Raw genomic sequence first — 17778 nt, 5'->3', positions numbered from 1 at the left:
CGTTGCTTGGGCCTCGGCGCGATCAGGTCGCGTCGTCTGCATGCAGCGGTAAGGAGATCAGAAACCGGCATCCAACGCCGCCAGGGCCGTCCTCGACCCAGATGCGGCCGTTGTGGGCCTCGACGGCGAGTCGGCAGAATGTCAAGCCGAGTCCGAATCCGCCCACCCGGGGCGTCCCGGGATTCGACCCGCGGGCGAACCGCTCGAACATCTGCTCGCGTTGCGCCGGCGGGATGCCAATACCGTTATCTTCTATCGTCAGCCTGACCGAATCGGCGTCGAACGTTCCTGAAACCAGGATGCGTCCCCGGCGCGGGCTGAATTTGACGGCATTGTCGAGCAAGTTCGTGATGACCCGGTCCAGGAGGCTGACATCCACGAACAGGGCGGGCCCCGCGGCGGGCAATTGCACTTCACACGTCATTTCGTTGGCCTCGAATGACGGGCGAGCGCGCTCGGTGGCATTGGTCAAGATCTGGGCCAGATCTGTTTGTTCCGGCATCAGCTGAAGCTGTCCGCTCTCCATGCGGGAAATATCGATCAGGGAGTCGACCAAGTGTTGCAGGCGGGTGCAATGCGCATTGATGTAGGTAAAGAGCTTGATGCTCCGGGCAACTTCCGCTTCGGGCAATGTGGCGCGCAGCAGGTCGGCGGCCGCCGTGATGCCTTGCAGAGGATTCCGGAGATCATGGATGACCAGATCCATCGTCTGCTGCCGCAAGCGCTGGAGTTCGAGCAGTTCCTGGTTCTCGGTCGCCAACTCGGAAACGCGGCCCGATAACTGCGTTTCCGATGAACTGAGGTGGGTCAGGACCGTGTCCGCGCTGCGCAGACGGTGGCTGAATTTCCGCAGCATGTCGACGTCGGCCGCCGGGCTCTGCAACATCAGCTGTTGAAAGTCCTCCCGGGGCAGCCGCAAAAGAGTGAGCGCGTCCATGGCGACCACGGAGGCGGAACGGGGCAGGTCATCGAGCAAGGCCATCTCGCCGATGATCTCCCCGGCGCCACGCCGCGCCAGGAGCAGTGGAGCTTCGGCCGGCCCCTTGAAGACGGCTGCCGTACCCGAGTGAATCAGATAGAGCGCATCCCCAGGGTCGCCCTCCCGGCAGATGATCTGCCCCGGAGTGCAGTGCAGCGTGTAGGTGTCGGCCGACGCATGTTTGCTGATCAACTCTGCCAGACGTGCGAGGTCGCTATCGGGGCCCCCGGCCGCTTCGTCGGTCTTCAGCGCGCGGGAAGTCCGCAGCAGACCCAACTGCTCGGCGGTGACATGGGTGGCCGTCATTATCAGAGGAACCCGTCGATCGGCGATTGCGCAACAAAAAATACAGAAAAAACGCTGAATTATCGCTGCGAAGCCTCGCTGACGGTATCGTCCTTTAATGCGAGGAGTCCCGCCGTTCGCTGCTGTTGAGACGGTCGGTGAGATCCTCGTCCTCGCAGCCGATTCCACGGCCCAAACGGTCGTATACTTGGCAATCGTCGGCGGAGACGGGTTGCCGCTTTTCGCTGACATAGGTTGCCAGGCACAGGAACACGGCAAGCCATGCTGCGGCATTGAAATATTTCATGGGGTTGGGTCTGCTGTTTGATGCAGGTTCAACGTTGACACAAATGGCGTGGGGTCGCAATCATGTCGGGAATACGTACGGTGGCGGTACTCGGGCTGCTGTTTCTGGGAGGCTGCGGCGACCAGAATCTGCACCTGAAAGTGCATTATCGGGACGCTGCCGGCTTGGTGCCCGGCTCGCCTGTCATTAAAACCGCTGCGGTGATCGGTACGGTTGAGTCGATCGAAGCCGACCCTCGAGGCGGCGATCTGGTTGGAATCGAGATCAAGCGCTCGTTCGCGCCGGCCGCCACGGCGGCTTCACGGTTCTACCTGGTTGAGCAGCCCGGAAATCCCGGAAAAAAGCAGATCGAAGTCGAGCAGGGCGAACCCGGCGGGCCGGTTCTGGCCGAGGGGAGTACGGTCGAAGGTTCGGAGCGTTTCTCGGGTCTACCGCCTTTTGGCGAATTGTTTCGGCGTTTCGGTGACGGACTCAAGGGTTTGCGCGGGCAACTGGAGCAGTTCCAGGACGAATTACGCAAGGCGCCCGATTCAGAGGAAGCCAAACGGCTGCAGGAGGAGTGGCGGCGGCTGACCGATGAACTGCAAAAGGCGCAGTCTCAGGCGGAGGAGTCCTTCAAAAAGGATCTGCTGCCAAAGCTGGAGCAGGAAATGAACCGGCTCCGGGAGCGGTTGAAGGAATACGAGAAAAATCCGGCGCCCGAAAAGAAGGAGCCGCGCACGATTTAGGTTGCCTTGGAACGCGCCGCCGCACTGGCAGGCATCGGTGGCGGGGAGTCAGCTTGCCCGCCACCACGGCACCAATGGGCGGAACTCAGTAATCGCGACGTCCGCCACCGCCGAAATTGCGGCGGCCAGCCGACTCCTCGCGCGGGCGCGCCTCATTGACGGTGATCGAGCGTCCGCCGATCTCGCTCTGGTGCAGCTGGTCGATAGCGGCTTGTCCGCCTTTCGCATCCATCATGACGAAGCCGAAACCCTTCGACTGTCCGGAAAAGCGATCGGCAATCACGCTGACCGACTGGACTTCACCGAACTGCGCGAACAATCTGCGCAGGTCTTCATCGGTGGTGCTGTACGGCAAGTTTCCAACATACAGGTTCTTCATTCAGATAACTCCGCTTCCGAGCGATCCCGGAAAATGCAACTGCAAAATTCGGCTGATAGTCCAAGCCGCATCCTAGCCTAGGGAATTAGTTCACGGGGATGAGACCGGTCTCCCGAGAACACATCGAGGACGCTTGATTCGGAAAGGGATTGCCCAGATTCCGTGGAATTAACATCCGCAGGCGCCGGCACGGTAGCATGCGGTGTGTGGTTTGTCGAACCTGGTGCGGCTAACGGTTATGGCCTTCGTGCCACCCCGGATGATGACGGCACGCGGGCCATGACCGCTTGCCCTCACCCATACTCTCCCCGAGGGAGAGGCGCGCCGGTGTCGCTGCGCGACTCTGTCACGTGAGTGCGTATTGGCTAGTAACGACCGGGGTTTGGCTCCGGATCATGCCGCCGGCAGACGGCTGCTCTCATCGCCCGCTTCCGTCGAGGTGTCGATGAGAACCGCGCGCAGGGTCAGACCGGTATCCGCCTGACCAGCCAGCCAGCCCGGTGCATCCCGCAGTCCGTCGAGCGCGGTCGTCGAATCCGGCCCGGTGATCACGGGCAGGGTATCGACATCGCCCGACGACCGAATCGCCGACAGGATATCCTGCAGCCGGATCGCGTCCGTGTCGCGCGCTAGTTGGTAGGTCCCGTTCTCGCCGTCGGTGACGACCAGCAGGTTTCTGCGCTGCAGCACCGACAGCACGCCACCGACCGATTCCCAGGGCAGGTTGACCATATCGGCAAGGGTATGCAGCGGTATAGCGGACTCGCCGCGGTAGTGGCGGAGGCCGATCAGGTACATCAGTTCCAGGGCCAGTTGCTCGATGCAGCGGATGCTGAGCTTCGGGTGCCGGCTGCCATAGTGCAGATAGCGCGGGTATTGGATATGGAAGGCAATTGCGCCGCCGAGCAACAGGATCAACCAGCTGATATACAGCCACAGCATGAACAAGATGATGGCCGCGAAGCTGGAGTAGATCGCACTGTAACTCGCCGAGTTCGATACGAACGCTGCGAACAGCGATCCGACGAGCTTCCAGGTCACGCCGGCGACCAGACCGCCCCCGACCGCCGCCGACCATTGCACGCGGGTGTTGGGAATGAACACATAGACGAAGCTGAATGCCACCGAGATGAATGCATAGGGCAACAGTATCTTCGTCAGCAAATAGTAGAGGGTGCCGAAAGGCTCGATCGCGAGGATGTGTTGCACCCACTCGTGCTGTGCCGTCGAGGCCATCAAGCCGATGGCCGAAAACACCAGCACCGGGCCGACCAGGATGACGCTCAGATAATCACTGAAGCGGCGCGCGAAACTGCGCGCCGTTGCAACCCGCCAGATGTGGTTGAAGGTCGACTCGATTTTCTCGAGTAGCGAGATCACGGTGTAGAACAAGGTGGCGACGCCGAGCATGCCGAGTACGCCGACGCCGATACTCTCGACGAAACCGATGATGGTTCGGGTGATTTCGGCGGATTTGTCGCCCAGCGGCTCCAGCAGTTCGAGCAACAGGGGCTCGAGCTGGTTGTGAACGCCGAAGGCCTTCAACACCGAAAAACTGACGGCCAACAAGGGCGCCAGCGAGAGCAGGCTGGTGTAGACCAGACTGGTCGCGCGTAGCGCCAGACCACCCTCGTCGTATTCGCGGCGCAGCGCCGCGATCCAGCGCTTCGCCCAGTTCAGCCAGTCATGTGTCGGGTGGGATGGATTCGGGGGCATGGCAAGCAAGACTTCGCGGTGCGGACGGTTGGGACGTGCGGCGACTCCATGAGCCAGTCCCGAAGTCTATCCCATTGGCCCGGCGAGGCGATATGGCGAGAGGAAAGGTTGCGAGCGTCGTCGGCTGGAGTGCGTGCGGGCAACTGGGCCGGTGCGCCGTCTGCAAGGTTTTGGTGATCGGCAGGGCCGACCTTGCGGCTAGGCCGAAATCGACGATGGCGGGGTCAAGTTCGAGGCCACGTGCTCGGTGGCGATCTGGGCTGGGGTTAGCCGGTCGGTACGGCTGCCGCTGGTGCCGAGACCGAGTTGGCCGAACTTGTTGTCGCCCCTGGACCAGACAGAGCCATCCGCCTGCCACGCGAGGCTATGGCCGTAGCCCCTGCTGGCGGCGATGCCGTTCAGACCCGTAACCGGCGTTGGCGTCAACCGTTCCATACCCGAACCGCTGTCGCCGAGCCCCAGCTGACCATACCAGTTGTAACCCCTTGTTGTCCGGTTGTAGCGGCTGCTTAGCAGCGCACTGCTGCCGTGGCCCGCCACCAGCCGTGGCATCAACGGTCGTCAGCGGAACGGCGCCGGTCGTGGTGGCGGCTAGTGGCGCCAGGCCGAGGTCGATCTGCGTGAGTGGCTTGTTCATGACAGCGACTCCTGGAATCCTTCGGAAAGACGGGGTCTTGGATCTCCGTTGGTCTGCCGGAAAAGGTCGTAAAGGAATTGACGAAAACGTCACGGTTGCTCAGTGTTCCGGGAATATGCAGCGAAGCAGGTCGGAGTTCGTTCTCTTGGTTTATCCTCGGCCGTTCGCGGTGACAAGCGCGCGCCGCGGAACGATAATCTCCCGACGCAACGCGGCTGCCGCGAGATCAATCGTCGCTCCGGCCGCCGTTCTCACGCTTGAAACCGGTTCCGTCAACGCGATGCAAACGAGTCCTGAAGAAGACCGGAAAACGCTGGCTGGCCGCATCCGCCGCAATCTGGGTTGGCGCTGGCGCCGGCTGCGCAAGGCGGTCCTGCGGCGGCTCGCGTTCCGGCGCCTGCGTCGGGAGGCGGAACCGGTCGCGGTGACGGATCGCTCGGCCGTGGTGTTCGCGCCGCACCAGGACGACGAGACATTGGGTTGCGGTGGGCTGATCGCGACGAAATGCCGCCTGGGTGCGCCGATCACAGTGGTGTTTCTGACCGATGGCGGGGCCTGTTCGCTCGATGAGACCACGCCGGAACAGCGTGCCGAGATCAGCGCGATGCGCCGTCAGGAGGCGCTGCGGGCGCTGGATGCGCTCGGCATGCAAGCGGACGATGTGGTATTTCTCGATCTGCCGGACGGCGAACTCACTGGCTTTGGTGACGCTGAGCGCCAGGCTGCGGTCGGAAAGATCGAGGCGGTGTTGCAGCGCGTCGCGCCCCAGGAAGTTTTTCTGCCGTTCCGCAACGATTTCCACCCCGACCATCAGGCGACGCACCGGCTGGTCAAAGCGGCCACGGCCGGTTCGGCGCGGCCCTTCGAGCTGTGGAACTACTTTGTTTGGTCGCTGTGGGAATCCAGTTGTCTGGATGTCCTTTCGGCACGGGAAAGGTCACGGCTGGTGCGGATCGAACTGCCATCCGCTGAGCGCGGCAAGAAGCAGGCGGCCCTCGCCGCCTATCGCTCGCAGTACGAACCGGATCCTACGCGGCGCCTGATCCTGCTGCCGGACGGGTTCCTGCGTTTTTTTTCGTCGCCGCTGGAGTACTTTCTCAGGGAGTCGGGGGCGTAGGCCTTCTCTCGATGGTGGGTGCCGGAACCCATGCGCCACCGCGGCGCTCGCGCCGCCGAACGATCGTGCTCCTTCCCTTCGGCGCGGGCCCCGCGATGGGGCGCCCGCGCTCGACCAGGCCTTTGCGTCAGGCCTGACCCTGATCGTCCGAGCCGACGAGCTTTTCGCTCACCTCGGCCAGCTTCGCCTTGGCCGATTCCTTCAATTCGGAGGCCTTATCGGCCAGTCGCTCCGCGGTATCCTCGGCCGCATCCTCGGCCCTGTCGGCGAGGTCCTCGACTTTTTCGGCTACGTCGGCCGCGCGCTCCTTGGTCGCGGCGATCAACTGTTCAGCCGAATCCTCAAGGTCCTCAACCGTTTCGGCGATCTTTTCCTTGGCGCCCTGCAGGAAGTCGCCTGCGGCTTCGGTGACCTGCTCATAGCGCTCACTGACCGCATCCCCAGCCTCCGCGACCCGCTCCTTCACTTCGTGGACGACAATATCGGCCCTTTCCTTGAGGTCTTCCACCGCAACACCGATCCGCCCCTTCGCTTCCTGCGCCAGCTCTGCCGCGTTTTCCGTCAGCCGTTCCGCCGTGCCGGTCACGTTGTCGGCCACCTTTCCAGCCATCTCCGTCGTGTCTTTCTTGATTTCCTCGACGACCGGGGCCGCCTTGCCCATCGCCTTGTCGAGCAATCCTTTGACGGTGGCGATCAACGATCCGACCAAACCTTCACCCTCGTTTGCTGCCATGGTATCTCCCGCCCTCTTGAGTATGCTTATGGTTGTAAGTAATTGGAACAGTTGCCCCCCGCCGCTTCAGGGCCCGCCCCGCGGCGTAAGCTTCTGCCGGAGTCAACCGCCGCGGTAGGGTACCACACGGGCACAACAGAGGCGGTGTGAGCGAGGGGCATCAGGGTGCCTGCTGTCCTGGGCCGGGAGATACTCGGTTCAGGTCGGACAGAGACGAGGCGGCCATCAGGATGGCCATGGGGCGGCGCCGGGAAGGCACTTCCGGCCTCGTGAACACCGGGCGCTTTGCGCAGTTGCGAGTAAAGCCGTGAGGGCCTTGGTTTCGCGGTTTCCTAACTCCCGGAAATCCGCCGCAGCGCGCGTTCCATCAGGCGGCGGGTGAGGTACCACGGCACCGGCCAGGGCTGGGCGAAGCTCGCCAGAGCGGCGCCCAGCCTGCGTTGCTTGAGTGCGTCGATGAGCAGACGCCATTGCAGGCGGCAGTCCACATTGATCGCGTGTTGTCGCAGTGCCGCGCGATTGCTGTCGGTCAGCCCCTTCAGTTGCTCTAGGTCCCGGTCGCAATCGCGGAGATGCAGCAGGTCTTCGACGCGATGACGTTCGCTCAGCGAATCGCTGCGGACCACGGCAACGTAGCCCAACCCGGGTACCAGCAGGAAACGTGCGCCACAGCCGATGGCTCGCGTGTACAACTCGTAGTCCTCGCCCAGGCGCATGTGCTCCTGATAGCGCAGAGCGTGACGTTCCATAAAGCTGCGCCGCATGATGGGCTGGACATAGCCCAGTTCCTTGCGGCCGCGGCTCGGCACGTTCGAGAGGACGAATTCATCGAATCCGACCAGTCGTGGTTCGCTCAATGCCTCGCCGATCAGGCTGCGGGGGGGCTGTTCCAGCGAAGCCTCATCGGCCTGCCCGACATCGTCCGCGATGAACTCTGCGCGATCCGCGTAGGCCAGCAGCGCTGCGGTTCGTCCCGACAGAAAGAAGTCGTCCGAATCGAGCACGGCGATCCATTCAGCCCGGCTTTCGTCCATGCCCCGGTTGCGTGCGGCCGATTGGCCGCGATTCTCGGCTTGGACGATTACCTTGAGACGGCCTGTGCCGTCGTCGGCAGCGCGTGCGTTCTCGACCGTCGCGTCGCGGGAGCGGTCATCCACGACGACGACCTCGACGACCTCCGGCTCGGCCAGGGCCGAACGGATGGCGCGAGCGATCGTACCGGCGGCATTGTAGGCGGCGATGATGACCGCAACGTTTTGTGCATCCAAGAGCGATCTCCTGATCCGGTATTCGCGCAGAGCTCGAGGTTGGCCTTCCCGCCCCCTTCCGAGAGCCGCCCGGCGGGACTGCGCAGGCGAGGCGGAGGATGCGGAGGCCGCGAGAGCTTGTCAACTCTTGAGGCCTGCGATCGCCGCTGACGCCCCGGGTGTCCGATTGCGAACGTCGGGAGGAATTGCGACACTCGCCGTTGGCGCTCGGTCCCGGCGCGAGCCGCTGCAGGCCCCGTCGTCCCGGCATGCGCTCACTCTGTCAGGGAGGCGCTGACTCGATTACTACGCATAGCTTAGTCAACGAGCCTGACTGTTAGCTCCCATCCTGCCGCCATGGCTGCCCTGTGGATTTTCCCCCTGGCCGGATAACGCGTGTCCATCGTCCTCCCTTATGTTCAGTGCCGCGGCCAAAGCCTGGTTCGACAGTAACTTTCCGGCGCCGACCGAAGTGCAACGCCGCGGCTGGCCGATTCTTGAGGCCGGTCGTCACGCCTTGTTGCTCGCGCCGACCGGCAGCGGAAAGACACTCGCGGCTTTCCTGGCGGCAATCGACAACCTGATCTCGGCGTCGGCTTACGAGCCCGGCATCAAGGTGCTGTACATCTCACCCTTGAAGGCGCTCGTCCACGATATCGAGCGGAATTTGCGTGCGCCGCTGGTCGGTATCTGTCGCACGGCCGAGCGGCTCGGTTTGCCGGCGCGGTCCATCACGGTCGACGTCCGGACCGGCGATACGCCGCAGCGCGAGCGGTTGCGACAGGCCAGGGAGCCCGCCGATATCCTCGTCACGACGCCCGAATCGTTGTACCTGCTGCTCGGCGCAAAGGCCCGCGACAATCTTCGGGGCGTGCGTACGGTGATCGTCGACGAAGTGCATGCGCTGGCCCCGGTCAAGCGCGGCGTGCATCTGGCGTTGTCGCTGGAGCGTCTCTCGGCGCTGTGCGAAGACGATCCGCAGCGCGTCGGCCTGTCGGCAACGGTTCATCCGGCGGCCGAGGTTGCGGCCTTCCTCGGTGGCGACCGGCCGGTCGAGATCGTCGATGCCTCGGCGCCGCCGCAGCTCGACCTGCGCATCGTCATGCCGACGCCCGAAAGTGATCAGGTTGCGTCGGCGATGCCGGAGGAGCCGGTGCGCAGTGGCTCCATTCTGGGTGAGCTCTACAGCCGCGAACTGGGCCGGCCCAGGACGGAACGCGGGATCTGGCCCGCCATCTATCCGCGCCTGCTGGACGACATCCGCGCGAACCGCTCCACACTGATCTTCGTGAACAGCCGGGGCCTGTGCGAGCGGCTGGCGCAGCGCCTCAACGATGAAGCCGGCGAGGACCTGTTACGGGCGCACCATGGCAGCGTGTCGCCGGCCCAGCGTGCCGAGATCGAAGACCAGCTGAAACGGGGCGGGATTCGGGGCATCGTCGCGACCTCGTCACTGGAACTGGGCATCGACATGGGGGCCGTCGATCTGGTCGTGCTGGTCGAGTCGCCTGGCTCCGTCGCGCGCGGGCTGCAGCGGGTCGGGCGGGCCGGGCATCAGGTCGGTCAGACCAGTGTGGGGCGCATCTACCCCAAGTTTCGCGGCGATCTGCTCGAATGCGCGGTGATCGGCCAGCGCATGCTGCGCGGCGAGATCGAGCCCATTCAGGTGCCGCAAAACGTGCTCGACGTGCTGGCGCAGCAGGTCGTCGCCCAGTGCGTGGAGCGACCTTCCACCGTCGAGGAGTTGCTGCAGTGCTGCCGCCGCGCCTATCCGTATCGGACCTTGTCCCGGCCGCTGCTGGAGGCCGTGCTCGACATGCTGGCGGGGCGCTACACGGAGAACGAATTCGCCGATCTGCGCCCGCTGCTGGCCTGGGACCGGGCGGCCGACCGCTTGTCGCCCCGGCGCGGGGCGGCAATGCGATCACGCCTGAATGCCGGAACGATACCCGACCGCGGCAACTACGGCGTCTACCTGGTACCCAATGGACCGCGGGTCGGCGAACTCGATGAAGAGATGGTGTTCGAGACCCGGACCGGGGACTGCGTGCTGCTCGGCGCGACTACCTGGCGGGTGGAGGAAATCACCCGCGACCGTGTCCTGGTTTCGCCGGCACCCGGAGAACCGGGGCGGCTGCCGTTCTGGCGGGGCGAAGGTCCGGGTCGTCCTTTGGTCGTGGGTCGCGCGCTGGGTGAGCTGCTCCGTGAACTGTCGGGGAAGGGTCCGGCTCAGCGCCGGCGATGGCTGCTGGAAGAGACGCCGCTGGACGAACTCGCGGCGCAGAATCTCGCCGCATACCTCGACGAACAGCAGCAGGCCACCGGCACGCTACCCAGCGACCGTTGCATCGTCGTCGAGCGATTCCGGGACGAACTGGGCGATTGGCGGGTTTGCATCCTGTCGCCCTTCGGGGCCCGCATCCACGGACCCTGGGCCATGGCGATCCAGCACCAGCTGAGCCTGCGCAGCGGCTTCGAGGTGCAGGTCATGTATACCGACGACGGCATCGTGCTTCGTCTGGCAGACGTCGACGAGCTGCCTCCGCTGGACGGGTTGCTGCCCGATCCGGACGAGGCCAGGGAGGCGGTCACGGCCGAGCTGGCCAACACGGCGCTGTTCGCCGGCCTGTTCCGGGAGAATGCGGTCCGCTCGATGGTGCTGCCCCGGCGGCGGCCCGGTTCGCGCAACCCCTTGTGGGTCCAGCGGCTGAAGGCCCAGGGTTTGCTGGCCGCGGTCAAGCGCTACCCGGCTTTTCCGCTGCTCCTCGAGACTTATCGCCAGGCGCTGTGCGATCAGTTCGATCTGGCCGGATTCGAGGATCTGATGGCGGCGATCCGCAGCCGGACGGTGCAGGTGATCGAGACCGAAACGCGCACGGCATCGCCTTTCGCGCGTTCGCTGGTCTTTGCCTACGTCGCGGCCTATCTCTATGAACAGGATGCGCCGCTGGCAGAGCGCAAGGCTCAGGCGCTGACGGTCGACAGCCAACTCCTGGGTGAATTGCTGGGGCAGGCGCAGCTGCGCGAACTGCTCGACGAGCACGTGATTGATGAGATCGAACAGGATCTCCAGCATCTGGCTGACGGACGGCGGGCCCGGGATGCCGACGAACTCCACGATGTGCTCAGGCGCCTCGGTGATCTCGGTCTCGACGAGATTCGCGCCCGCTGCGATGAGGATCCCGCGGAATGGCTGCTGTCGCTCGCTGCCGAGCGTCGGGCCTGCAAGCTCAACGTGGCTGGCGAACAGCGCTGGATCGCAGCCGAGGACGCAGGTCTGTTTCGGGATGCGCTGGGAACCGTGCCCCCCTCGGGCTTGCCGGAATCCTTCCTCGCGTCCGGAGAGCGTCCCTTGCTGCGGCTGTGCACGCGCTTTGCCCGCACGCACGGGCCTTTCGTGACCGCCCGCCTGGCCGCACGCTACGGCCTTCGCCCCGCACAGGTCGACCCTGTCCTGAGCCTGCTCGTGGCCGAGGGCACGCAGGTGCGCGGCGAGATCCGCCCGGCCGGATCCGAGGCGGAGTGGTGCGATGCGGAAGTGCTGCGACGGATCAAGCGCGGCACGGTCGCCCGGCTCAGGAACGAGGCCGCGGCGCTGGATGCGTCGGTGCTGGGCATCTTCCTGCCGCAATGGCATGGTATCGGTGACGAGCGTGGGGGACCGCAGCGCCTGCTGGAGGTCATCGGGCAACTGGAGGGCCTGGCTTTGCCATGGAGTCTGCTCGATCGAGTTGTATTGCCGCGGCGTGTGCCGGGCTATTCGCCGGACCAGCTCGATCAACTCGCGGCGACGGGAGCGATCGTATGGGTTGGACGCAGTGCACTCGGCCCCTCGGACGGACGCATTGCGCTGTACCGCCGCGATCACGCGCGGGCTCTGATCGACCCGAAATGCGGCGAACCGCCCGATACGGCATTACACCGCGCGATCATCGACTATCTGCGCCAACGGGGCGCCTCGTTCCTGTTTGAGCTGGAATCGGCGGCGCGGGATCTCGAGGGCAAGCCCACGCTGCGCGAGTTCACCGCGGCGCTGTGGGATCTGGTCTGGGCGGGCTGGCTGACCAACGACACCTTCGCGCCATTGCGCGCTCTCGGCCGACGGGCGGGTTCGGCGAGCAAGCCGGGTCGACGGGGCGGTCAGGCATTGGCCGGGGGGCGCTGGTCGCTGGTGTCGCAGTTGTCCGACCCGAACACGACCGTGACGGCGCAGGCGCTCGCCCTGGCGCAGGTCTTGTTGGAACGCTACGGGCTCGTCAGTCGCGAGATCGTTCAGACCGAGGATTTCCCCGGCGGGTATGCGCCCATCCATACGGTTCTCAGGTCGATGGAAGAGAGCGGGAAGCTGCGGCGCGGTTACTTCGTCGAGGGATTGGCGGGCAGCCAGTTCGCCTACCGGGGAGCCATCGACCGCCTGCGCGCCTGTAATCCGGCCGACGAACCGGATGAAGAGTCCGTGATGCCGCACCAACTGACCGTGCTTGCGGCCCTCGATCCTGCCAATCCCTATGGTGGCTTCATCCCCTGGCCGGAACGCGAGGAGTGCAGCGATGCGGTGCTGCGCCGTGTCCCCGGTGCCTGGGTGGTGCTGTATCGCGGCCGGCTGGCGGCGTATGCGGCACAGAATGGGCGTCAGATCGCGCTGTTCGATCACGCTTCCTTTCCCGACCTGATCTGGGAAGCGGTGTTCGCGGCGCTGAACACCATCGCGATGCCGGCGCGCCGGGGCTTTCTGGTCATCGAGAAGCTGAATGGCCGGCCTGTTCACGAATCGCCGCTGTATGCACGGCTGCGCCGCGCCGGATTCGAAAGCGACCATCGTGGGCTGGTCGCGAGCCCATCACTGGGCGTGCCGACGGGCGGATCGACGCGCTCGCCTTTCGGCCGCTGACTGTGCCCGGGCGTGATGGCCATGACGTATTGGCGGCGTCAAATGGCTTGAGTCGGGTACGACTCGGGGCGATCATGCGCCATGCCGTACCGAATGATCGCTACCAAAGAAATACGCGTCCCTTGCCTCTTCGAAGCGCCGGGAGCCATCCCGCTGAACGGAAACACCCGGGACCTGTCGGGCCAGCGGGCGACGATGCAGAGCCCGCAGTTGGCCATCGCCGCAACGCGCAAACCCCGGCTGGGTGATACGGGAGTCCTGACGTTGACCTTTCGTGCGCCCGGCGCACCGCGCGAAACCCTGAAGGTTCAGGCCCGCGTGGCGCACCTGTCGGGCATTTTTCTCGGCTTGCAACTCAATTTGAATCTGCTCACCGAGCCCCAGAAAGAGGCTTTCCTGAGGTTGTTGAACAGCCGTTGAGACCCTGTCGCGTTGCCGCGGATTCGCGGCAACGCCATCCTTGCGGGGGCTCGCGACCGGCAGCGAGGCTCGCCGATCGGTCAGTCGTCCTCGGTCTCGGACACGGTCGAAAGGATCGTGCCGTCGCCGGCGATTTCGACCGTGGTTTCGACCTTTCCCTCCTTCAGTTCGATTTCGTAGCCGAACACGCTGCCGTCGGGTTTCATCAGCATCTCGGCTTCCTTGAGTTTCGCCTTCGGGTGTGCCGTTGCCAGCGCTTTCTGGACCGGCTCCGGCAGCGTGTCGACCGCCACTTCCATTTCGGTGCGGACCAGCGTCCCGTCCGCGGTGTAAAGCGCCTCCATGTCCTTTCCCTGATGTTTGAACTCGACTTCGTAGACGGTTTTACCGTCCTTCGTTTCGGTCTCGTAATCCACATCGACGGCTTGTGGGTAGGCTTTCGCGAAGGCGTCCTTGACGGCGGCGGGTGTCGTACCCTCTTCGGCCTGTGCGGCCAGCGCAGAAACCAGAACGGCCAAGGCGAGGGTGGCGGGAGCAGATTTCATGATGGCACTCCTGAGGTCATTGTGAGACGGCGATACGATACTACGGTGCCGCGGCGAGCTCATCCCAGTTCCAGCGGCACGAACAGCCGCGCGTCGCCGCGCTGGACGAGCAGGGCAAGGTACTTGCCGGCCTGCTCGGCCAGTTCGCGGAGTTGCTCGGCATTCCTGATCGGCTGCCCGTTCGCGCCCAGGACGACGTCGCCGCGTCTAACGCCGGCCTTGGCGGCAGGTCCTGCCACCCGTTCGACGACCAGTCCGCCGGACACCTCGGCCTGCTGGCTTTCCTCGGGCGTCAGCGGCCGCACCGCGAGGCCCAGCCGACCCTTGGGCTCGGTCATGGGGGCCTCTTCGGCAACGGCGACGTCTTCGAGTGCGCCGACCTGCACCTTCAGCTCGCGGCTGGTGCCGTTGCGCCAGACCGTCAGACGACCCTCCGTTCCCGGTTTGAGGTCGGCCACCCGCGGTGGCAGTTCGCCGGACGAGCCGATCGGGCGTCCGTCCAGCTCCGTGATGACATCGCCCGGCTCGATGCCGGCCTTGGCGCCGGGGCCGTCCGCCTGCACCGAGACCACCAGTGCGCCGGCGGGCTTTGCCATGCCGAACGAATCGGCGAGCGCCTGATTGACGTCCTGGATGGCAATGCCAAGCTTGCCGCGGCTGACCTTGCCGTGTTCGACGAGTTGTTGCTCGACCTTCAGCGCGACGTCGATCGGGATCGCGAACGACAGGCCCTGATAGCCGCCGGTGCGGCTGTAGATCTGCGAGTTGATGCCAATCACTTCGCCTTTGAGGTTGAACAAGGGGCCACCGGAATTGCCCGGATTCACTGCCACGTCCGTCTGCAGGAACGGCACATAGCCCTCCTCGGGCAGGGAGCGCGACTTCGCCGAGATGATCCCGGCGGTGACGGTGTTCTCGAAACCGAAGGGTGCGCCGATCGCGACCACCCAGTCGCCAACGCCGCTATCGTCCGGGTTCCCGAGCTTGACGGCCGGCAGTCCCTGGGCCTCGATCTTCAACAAGGCGAGGTCGGTCGGTTTGTCGATCCCGATGACCTTGGCCGGAAACTCGCGCTTGTCGGTCAGCTTGACGGTCACCTCGGATGCTCCGTCGACGACATGCGCATTCGTCATGATCAGGCCGTCAGGACGGATCACGAAACCGGAGCCCATGCCCCTGGCCTGGGGCGCTTCTTCCTGCGGCATCGGGGGCTGGAAGTGCCGGAAGAACTCGGACAGCGGCGGTTCGCCGCCGAACGGGGTCTGACCGCGTGTGCTGACTTTCGTGGTTCCGCTGACACTGATGTTGACGACGGCCGGACCGCTCTCGACCGCGATGGCCGCGAAATTGGGTAGGGTGGCCATGGCCGGGCGGGACGGCGCGGATTGTTGGGTCGGTGCGGCAAGCTGCCTGACGGCGGTCTGCGGCGCATCATCTCGGCTGAAGTAGACCAGGCCACCCGAAACGGTTGCGGCGACGGCAGCGGCAATCAGGGTTTGTTGTAGAACGGGGTTTGCCATGGGTGTCTCCCGAAGCAGGTTGTTGCGACGGGGTACACGATAGCGGCGCCTGGCTTAAAGCCAGCTTAAGGCGGTGTCGCGTGGCGTGAATGTGCGGTAAGCGTGCCGATCACGGCGTTCGGCCTTCGCGGCGTGGCCTTTCCGTATGCGGGAACAGCGGAAAGCGCACGCGTACGCTCAGGCCACCGGCGGACGAACTACCCAGTTCCACGCGCGCACCGTGCCGGTCGGCGATCGACTTGACGATGCTGAGACCGAGACCGGTGCCCGTCTCGCCGGTACCGGTGCCGCGGTAGAAGCGGTCGAACACGCGCTGGCGGTCCTCGGGCGGGATACCGGGTCCATTGTCCGCGACATCGAGCACCGCATCGGGCCCGGAGACCGCCACCGCGACGTCGACGGCGCCGCCGGCCGGGGTGTAGCGCAAGGCATTGTCGACCAGATTCCGCAGCAGGATGTGCAGGCTGTCTGCGTTCCCCTCGATGACGGCCGCGTCGTCCACGTGTGTCACGCCAAGATCGATCCGTCGCTCCTCCGCCGCAACCGCATGCTCGGCGACCGTCGAGCGGGCCAGCGCTCCAAGGTTCACCGGAGCCTTGGAGCGGTCGGTGAGATCCGGATCCTGCCGTGCCAGCGTCAACAACTGATTCACCAGATGGGTTCCCCGGCGGACACCCGCCTGCAGGTCGTCGAGTGCGCCCCGGCGCTCGTCGTCGTTGGTTGCACGTTCCAGCATCTGGACCTGCAGTTGGAGCGCGGCGATCGGCGTGCGCAGTTCGTGAGCGGCGTCGGCCACGAATGCCTTCTGCGCGGCCAAGGCTTCGTCGAGACGGTGCAGCAGGTCGTTCAGCGACTGGACCAGCGGCATGACTTCCTCGGGCGTGTCCGTGACCGGAAGCGGTGCCAGCCCGCTGGGGCTGCGCAATGCGACGGCCCGGGCGAGGCGCCGAAGCGGCGCGAGTCCTCGGCCGACGATGACCCAGATCAGCAGGCTGAGCACCGGCAGCAACAACAGCATGGGCGTCAGCACGCGGGTCACGGCGGCCAGTGCCATGGTGTTCCGCACCGTCATCGGCTGGGCCACCTGTATCAATTGCAGCGGCGTCCGCGTCACGTAGACGCGCCAGGCGCCCTCACGCGTCTCGATCGTCGAGAACCCGAGTTCGGAGCCGACCGGCAGGATCTGGTGCGGGCGCGAAAAGTAGAGGCTGACGCCGTTGGGGCCCCATACCTGGATCACGAAGTCTGTTTCCCCTCCATCGTGGCCGTGAGGCACGAACCCCGGGCCCCACACCTGGTCACCGACCGAGAGCGCGAGCTGGCGGAGCTGGTAATCGAGGAGTTCATCCACTTCCTCACGCGCTTCATGGTGGATCGCGGCGCCACCCAGCAGAACGGCCAGCGCGATCGTCCCGAGCAGGGCGACGGTCAGCCTGCGACGGATCGACGTCACGGCTGTTTCGGGATCAGGTAGCCGACACCGCGCACGTTCCTGATCCAGCCTGCGCCGAGTTTGCGGCGCAGCGAATGCACGTAGACCTCGACCGTATTGCTCTCGACCTCTTCGCCCCAGCCGTAGATGCGGTCCTCGAGTTGCGCTCGGGACATCGGAACGCCGGGGTTCTCGAGCAGCGCCGTCAATAAAGAAAACTCCCGTGCAGACAGGGTGACCGGAACCCCGTCGAGTTGTACGGCGTGGGATGCCGGGTCGACGTGGAGGCCCCCATGCTCGATGAACGGGGTGGGGCGTCCGCTGCGCCGGCGGGCCAGAGCCCGGATCCGGGCGTTCAGTTCGTTCAGGTCGAAGGGCTTGACCAGATAGTCGTCGGCGCCGGCGTCCAGCCCGGCGACGCGGTCGGGAATTGCGTCACGCGCGGTCAGGATCAACACCGGCGTCTGATCGTGCCGGGCGCGCAGGGCTTGGAGTATCGCGAGTCCGCTCTTGCGCGGCAGGCCCAGATCGAGCAGCAGCAGGTCGTAGACGCCGTTCCGCAATGCCAGTTCCGCCGCGAGACCGTCCTGCACCCAATCGACGGCATAGCCTTCCTGGCGGAGCGCGCCCTGAACGCTCTTCCCGATCATCGGGTCATCCTCGGCAATCAGTATGCGCACGGAGGCAATGTCCTATTTCGTGTTGTGCATGCGTGTCTCCCGTCCGGGCCACGCGCCAGGCCCGGCCGCTGCGCGGGTTGTCGGAGATTATTCTCGCGTTCCCTGAGCGGATTCCCGTGTGGGACAGCGGAAAGGCATATCAGATATACTGCTTGAACCTTC

Annotated in this window: 15 protein-coding genes; 4 read left to right on the top strand and 11 right to left on the bottom strand. The window is 65.0% G+C overall.

Going from position 1 to position 17778, the window contains the following annotated elements:
* Positions 1-22: 22 nt before the first annotated feature.
* Together BWR02_RS13775 and BWR02_RS20925 are read right to left on the bottom strand one after the other, a co-directional pair.
* Complete coding sequence (locus BWR02_RS13775) at positions 23-1285, bottom strand: ATP-binding protein (RefSeq protein ID WP_162560158.1); 1263 nt, start codon at positions 1283-1285, stop codon at positions 23-25.
* A gap of 94 nt (positions 1286-1379) precedes the next feature.
* A complete protein-coding gene (locus tag BWR02_RS20925) occupies positions 1380-1571 on the bottom strand; it encodes a hypothetical protein (protein WP_162560157.1) in 192 nt (63 codons plus the stop codon).
* Positions 1572-1633: 62 nt separating this feature from the next.
* Here BWR02_RS20925 and BWR02_RS13770 point away from each other — a divergent pair, with 62 nt between their 5' ends.
* Entirely contained in the window at positions 1634-2299 is a 666-nt protein-coding gene (locus BWR02_RS13770) for an MlaD family protein (RefSeq protein WP_139558479.1), read from the top strand.
* Positions 2300-2384: 85 nt separating this feature from the next.
* Here the strand turns inward: BWR02_RS13770 and rbp are convergent, their stop codons facing one another.
* The 3 genes from rbp to BWR02_RS13755 all read right to left on the bottom strand — a co-directional run bounded on the left by rbp (position 2385) and on the right by BWR02_RS13755 (position 4946).
* Positions 2385-2678: an RNA-binding regulator gene (gene rbp, locus BWR02_RS13765; protein WP_139558477.1), complete on the bottom strand. Its 294-nt coding sequence runs from the start codon at positions 2676-2678 to the stop codon at positions 2385-2387.
* A 393-nt stretch (positions 2679-3071) separates the two neighbouring features.
* Complete coding sequence (locus BWR02_RS13760; protein WP_139558476.1) at positions 3072-4394, bottom strand: YhjD/YihY/BrkB family envelope integrity protein; 1323 nt, start codon at positions 4392-4394, stop codon at positions 3072-3074.
* Between the two features lie 198 nt (positions 4395-4592).
* Entirely contained in the window at positions 4593-4946 is a 354-nt protein-coding gene (locus tag BWR02_RS13755) for an RCC1 domain-containing protein (protein ID WP_139558474.1), read from the bottom strand.
* Positions 4947-5311: 365 nt separating this feature from the next.
* Between BWR02_RS13755 and BWR02_RS13750 the strand changes: the two genes are divergently transcribed.
* Positions 5312-6148 (top strand): PIG-L deacetylase family protein, encoded by an 837-nt coding sequence (locus tag BWR02_RS13750; RefSeq protein ID WP_162560156.1) that lies wholly within the window; start codon positions 5312-5314, stop codon positions 6146-6148.
* Positions 6149-6275: 127 nt separating this feature from the next.
* Here BWR02_RS13750 and BWR02_RS13745 read toward each other — a convergent pair whose 3' ends face one another.
* The gene (locus BWR02_RS13745) at positions 6276-6881 is read right to left on the bottom strand and encodes a hypothetical protein (RefSeq protein ID WP_139558470.1); all 606 of its coding nucleotides are present in this window, start codon (positions 6879-6881) and stop codon (positions 6276-6278) included.
* Between the two features lie 332 nt (positions 6882-7213).
* The gene (locus BWR02_RS13740; RefSeq protein ID WP_162560155.1) at positions 7214-8149 is read right to left on the bottom strand and encodes a glycosyltransferase family 2 protein; all 936 of its coding nucleotides are present in this window, start codon (positions 8147-8149) and stop codon (positions 7214-7216) included.
* A 394-nt stretch (positions 8150-8543) separates the two neighbouring features.
* Between BWR02_RS13740 and BWR02_RS13735 the strand changes: the two genes are divergently transcribed.
* Positions 8544-13019, top strand: a complete 4476-nt coding sequence (locus tag BWR02_RS13735) for a DEAD/DEAH box helicase (RefSeq protein WP_139558466.1) — start codon at positions 8544-8546, stop codon at positions 13017-13019.
* Between the two features lie 93 nt (positions 13020-13112).
* On the top strand, positions 13113-13439 hold the full coding sequence (locus BWR02_RS13730) for a hypothetical protein (RefSeq protein WP_162560154.1): 327 nt from the start codon (positions 13113-13115) through the stop codon (positions 13437-13439).
* Between the two features lie 80 nt (positions 13440-13519).
* Here the strand turns inward: BWR02_RS13730 and BWR02_RS13725 are convergent, their stop codons facing one another.
* From BWR02_RS13725 to BWR02_RS13710, 4 genes are all read right to left on the bottom strand, one after another.
* Positions 13520-13984, bottom strand: a complete 465-nt coding sequence (locus BWR02_RS13725) for a PepSY domain-containing protein (protein WP_162560153.1) — start codon at positions 13982-13984, stop codon at positions 13520-13522.
* Positions 13985-14043: 59 nt separating this feature from the next.
* The gene (locus tag BWR02_RS13720; RefSeq protein WP_139558460.1) at positions 14044-15504 is read right to left on the bottom strand and encodes a DegQ family serine endoprotease; all 1461 of its coding nucleotides are present in this window, start codon (positions 15502-15504) and stop codon (positions 14044-14046) included.
* 109 nt (positions 15505-15613) lie between these two features.
* Entirely contained in the window at positions 15614-16957 is a 1344-nt protein-coding gene (locus tag BWR02_RS13715) for an ATP-binding protein (protein ID WP_139558458.1), read from the bottom strand.
* The gene (locus BWR02_RS13710) at positions 16954-17616 is read right to left on the bottom strand and encodes a response regulator (RefSeq protein ID WP_139558457.1); all 663 of its coding nucleotides are present in this window, start codon (positions 17614-17616) and stop codon (positions 16954-16956) included. The genes BWR02_RS13715 and BWR02_RS13710 overlap by 4 nt, the downstream gene beginning before the upstream one ends.
* Positions 17617-17778: the final 162 nt, after the last annotated feature.

The sequence above is a fragment of the Methylotetracoccus oryzae genome (genome assembly GCF_006175985.1).
GTDB classification, from domain to species: Bacteria; Pseudomonadota; Gammaproteobacteria; order Methylococcales; family Methylococcaceae; genus Methylotetracoccus; species Methylotetracoccus oryzae.
This window is presented reverse-complemented; position numbering and strand designations above follow the sequence as displayed.

Excerpts from the sequence above, each read along its gene's own strand:
- BWR02_RS13775 (WP_162560158.1), bottom strand. The coding sequence starts at position 1,285 with ATGACGGCCACCCATGTCACCGCCGAGCAGTTGGGTCTGCTGCGGACT.
- BWR02_RS20925 (WP_162560157.1), bottom strand. The coding sequence starts at position 1,571 with ATGAAATATTTCAATGCCGCAGCATGGCTTGCCGTGTTCCTGTGCCTG.
- BWR02_RS13770 (WP_139558479.1), top strand. The coding sequence starts at position 1,634 with ATGTCGGGAATACGTACGGTGGCGGTACTCGGGCTGCTGTTTCTGGGA.
- rbp (WP_139558477.1), bottom strand. The coding sequence starts at position 2,678 with ATGAAGAACCTGTATGTTGGAAACTTGCCGTACAGCACCACCGATGAA.
- BWR02_RS13760 (WP_139558476.1), bottom strand. The coding sequence starts at position 4,394 with ATGCCCCCGAATCCATCCCACCCGACACATGACTGGCTGAACTGGGCG.
- BWR02_RS13755 (WP_139558474.1), bottom strand. The coding sequence starts at position 4,946 with ATGCCACGGCTGGTGGCGGGCCACGGCAGCAGTGCGCTGCTAAGCAGC.
- BWR02_RS13750 (WP_162560156.1), top strand. The coding sequence starts at position 5,312 with ATGCAAACGAGTCCTGAAGAAGACCGGAAAACGCTGGCTGGCCGCATC.
- BWR02_RS13745 (WP_139558470.1), bottom strand. The coding sequence starts at position 6,881 with ATGGCAGCAAACGAGGGTGAAGGTTTGGTCGGATCGTTGATCGCCACC.
- BWR02_RS13735 (WP_139558466.1), top strand. The coding sequence starts at position 8,544 with ATGTTCAGTGCCGCGGCCAAAGCCTGGTTCGACAGTAACTTTCCGGCG.
- BWR02_RS13730 (WP_162560154.1), top strand. The coding sequence starts at position 13,113 with ATGATCGCTACCAAAGAAATACGCGTCCCTTGCCTCTTCGAAGCGCCG.
- BWR02_RS13725 (WP_162560153.1), bottom strand. The coding sequence starts at position 13,984 with ATGAAATCTGCTCCCGCCACCCTCGCCTTGGCCGTTCTGGTTTCTGCG.
- BWR02_RS13720 (WP_139558460.1), bottom strand. The coding sequence starts at position 15,504 with ATGGCAAACCCCGTTCTACAACAAACCCTGATTGCCGCTGCCGTCGCC.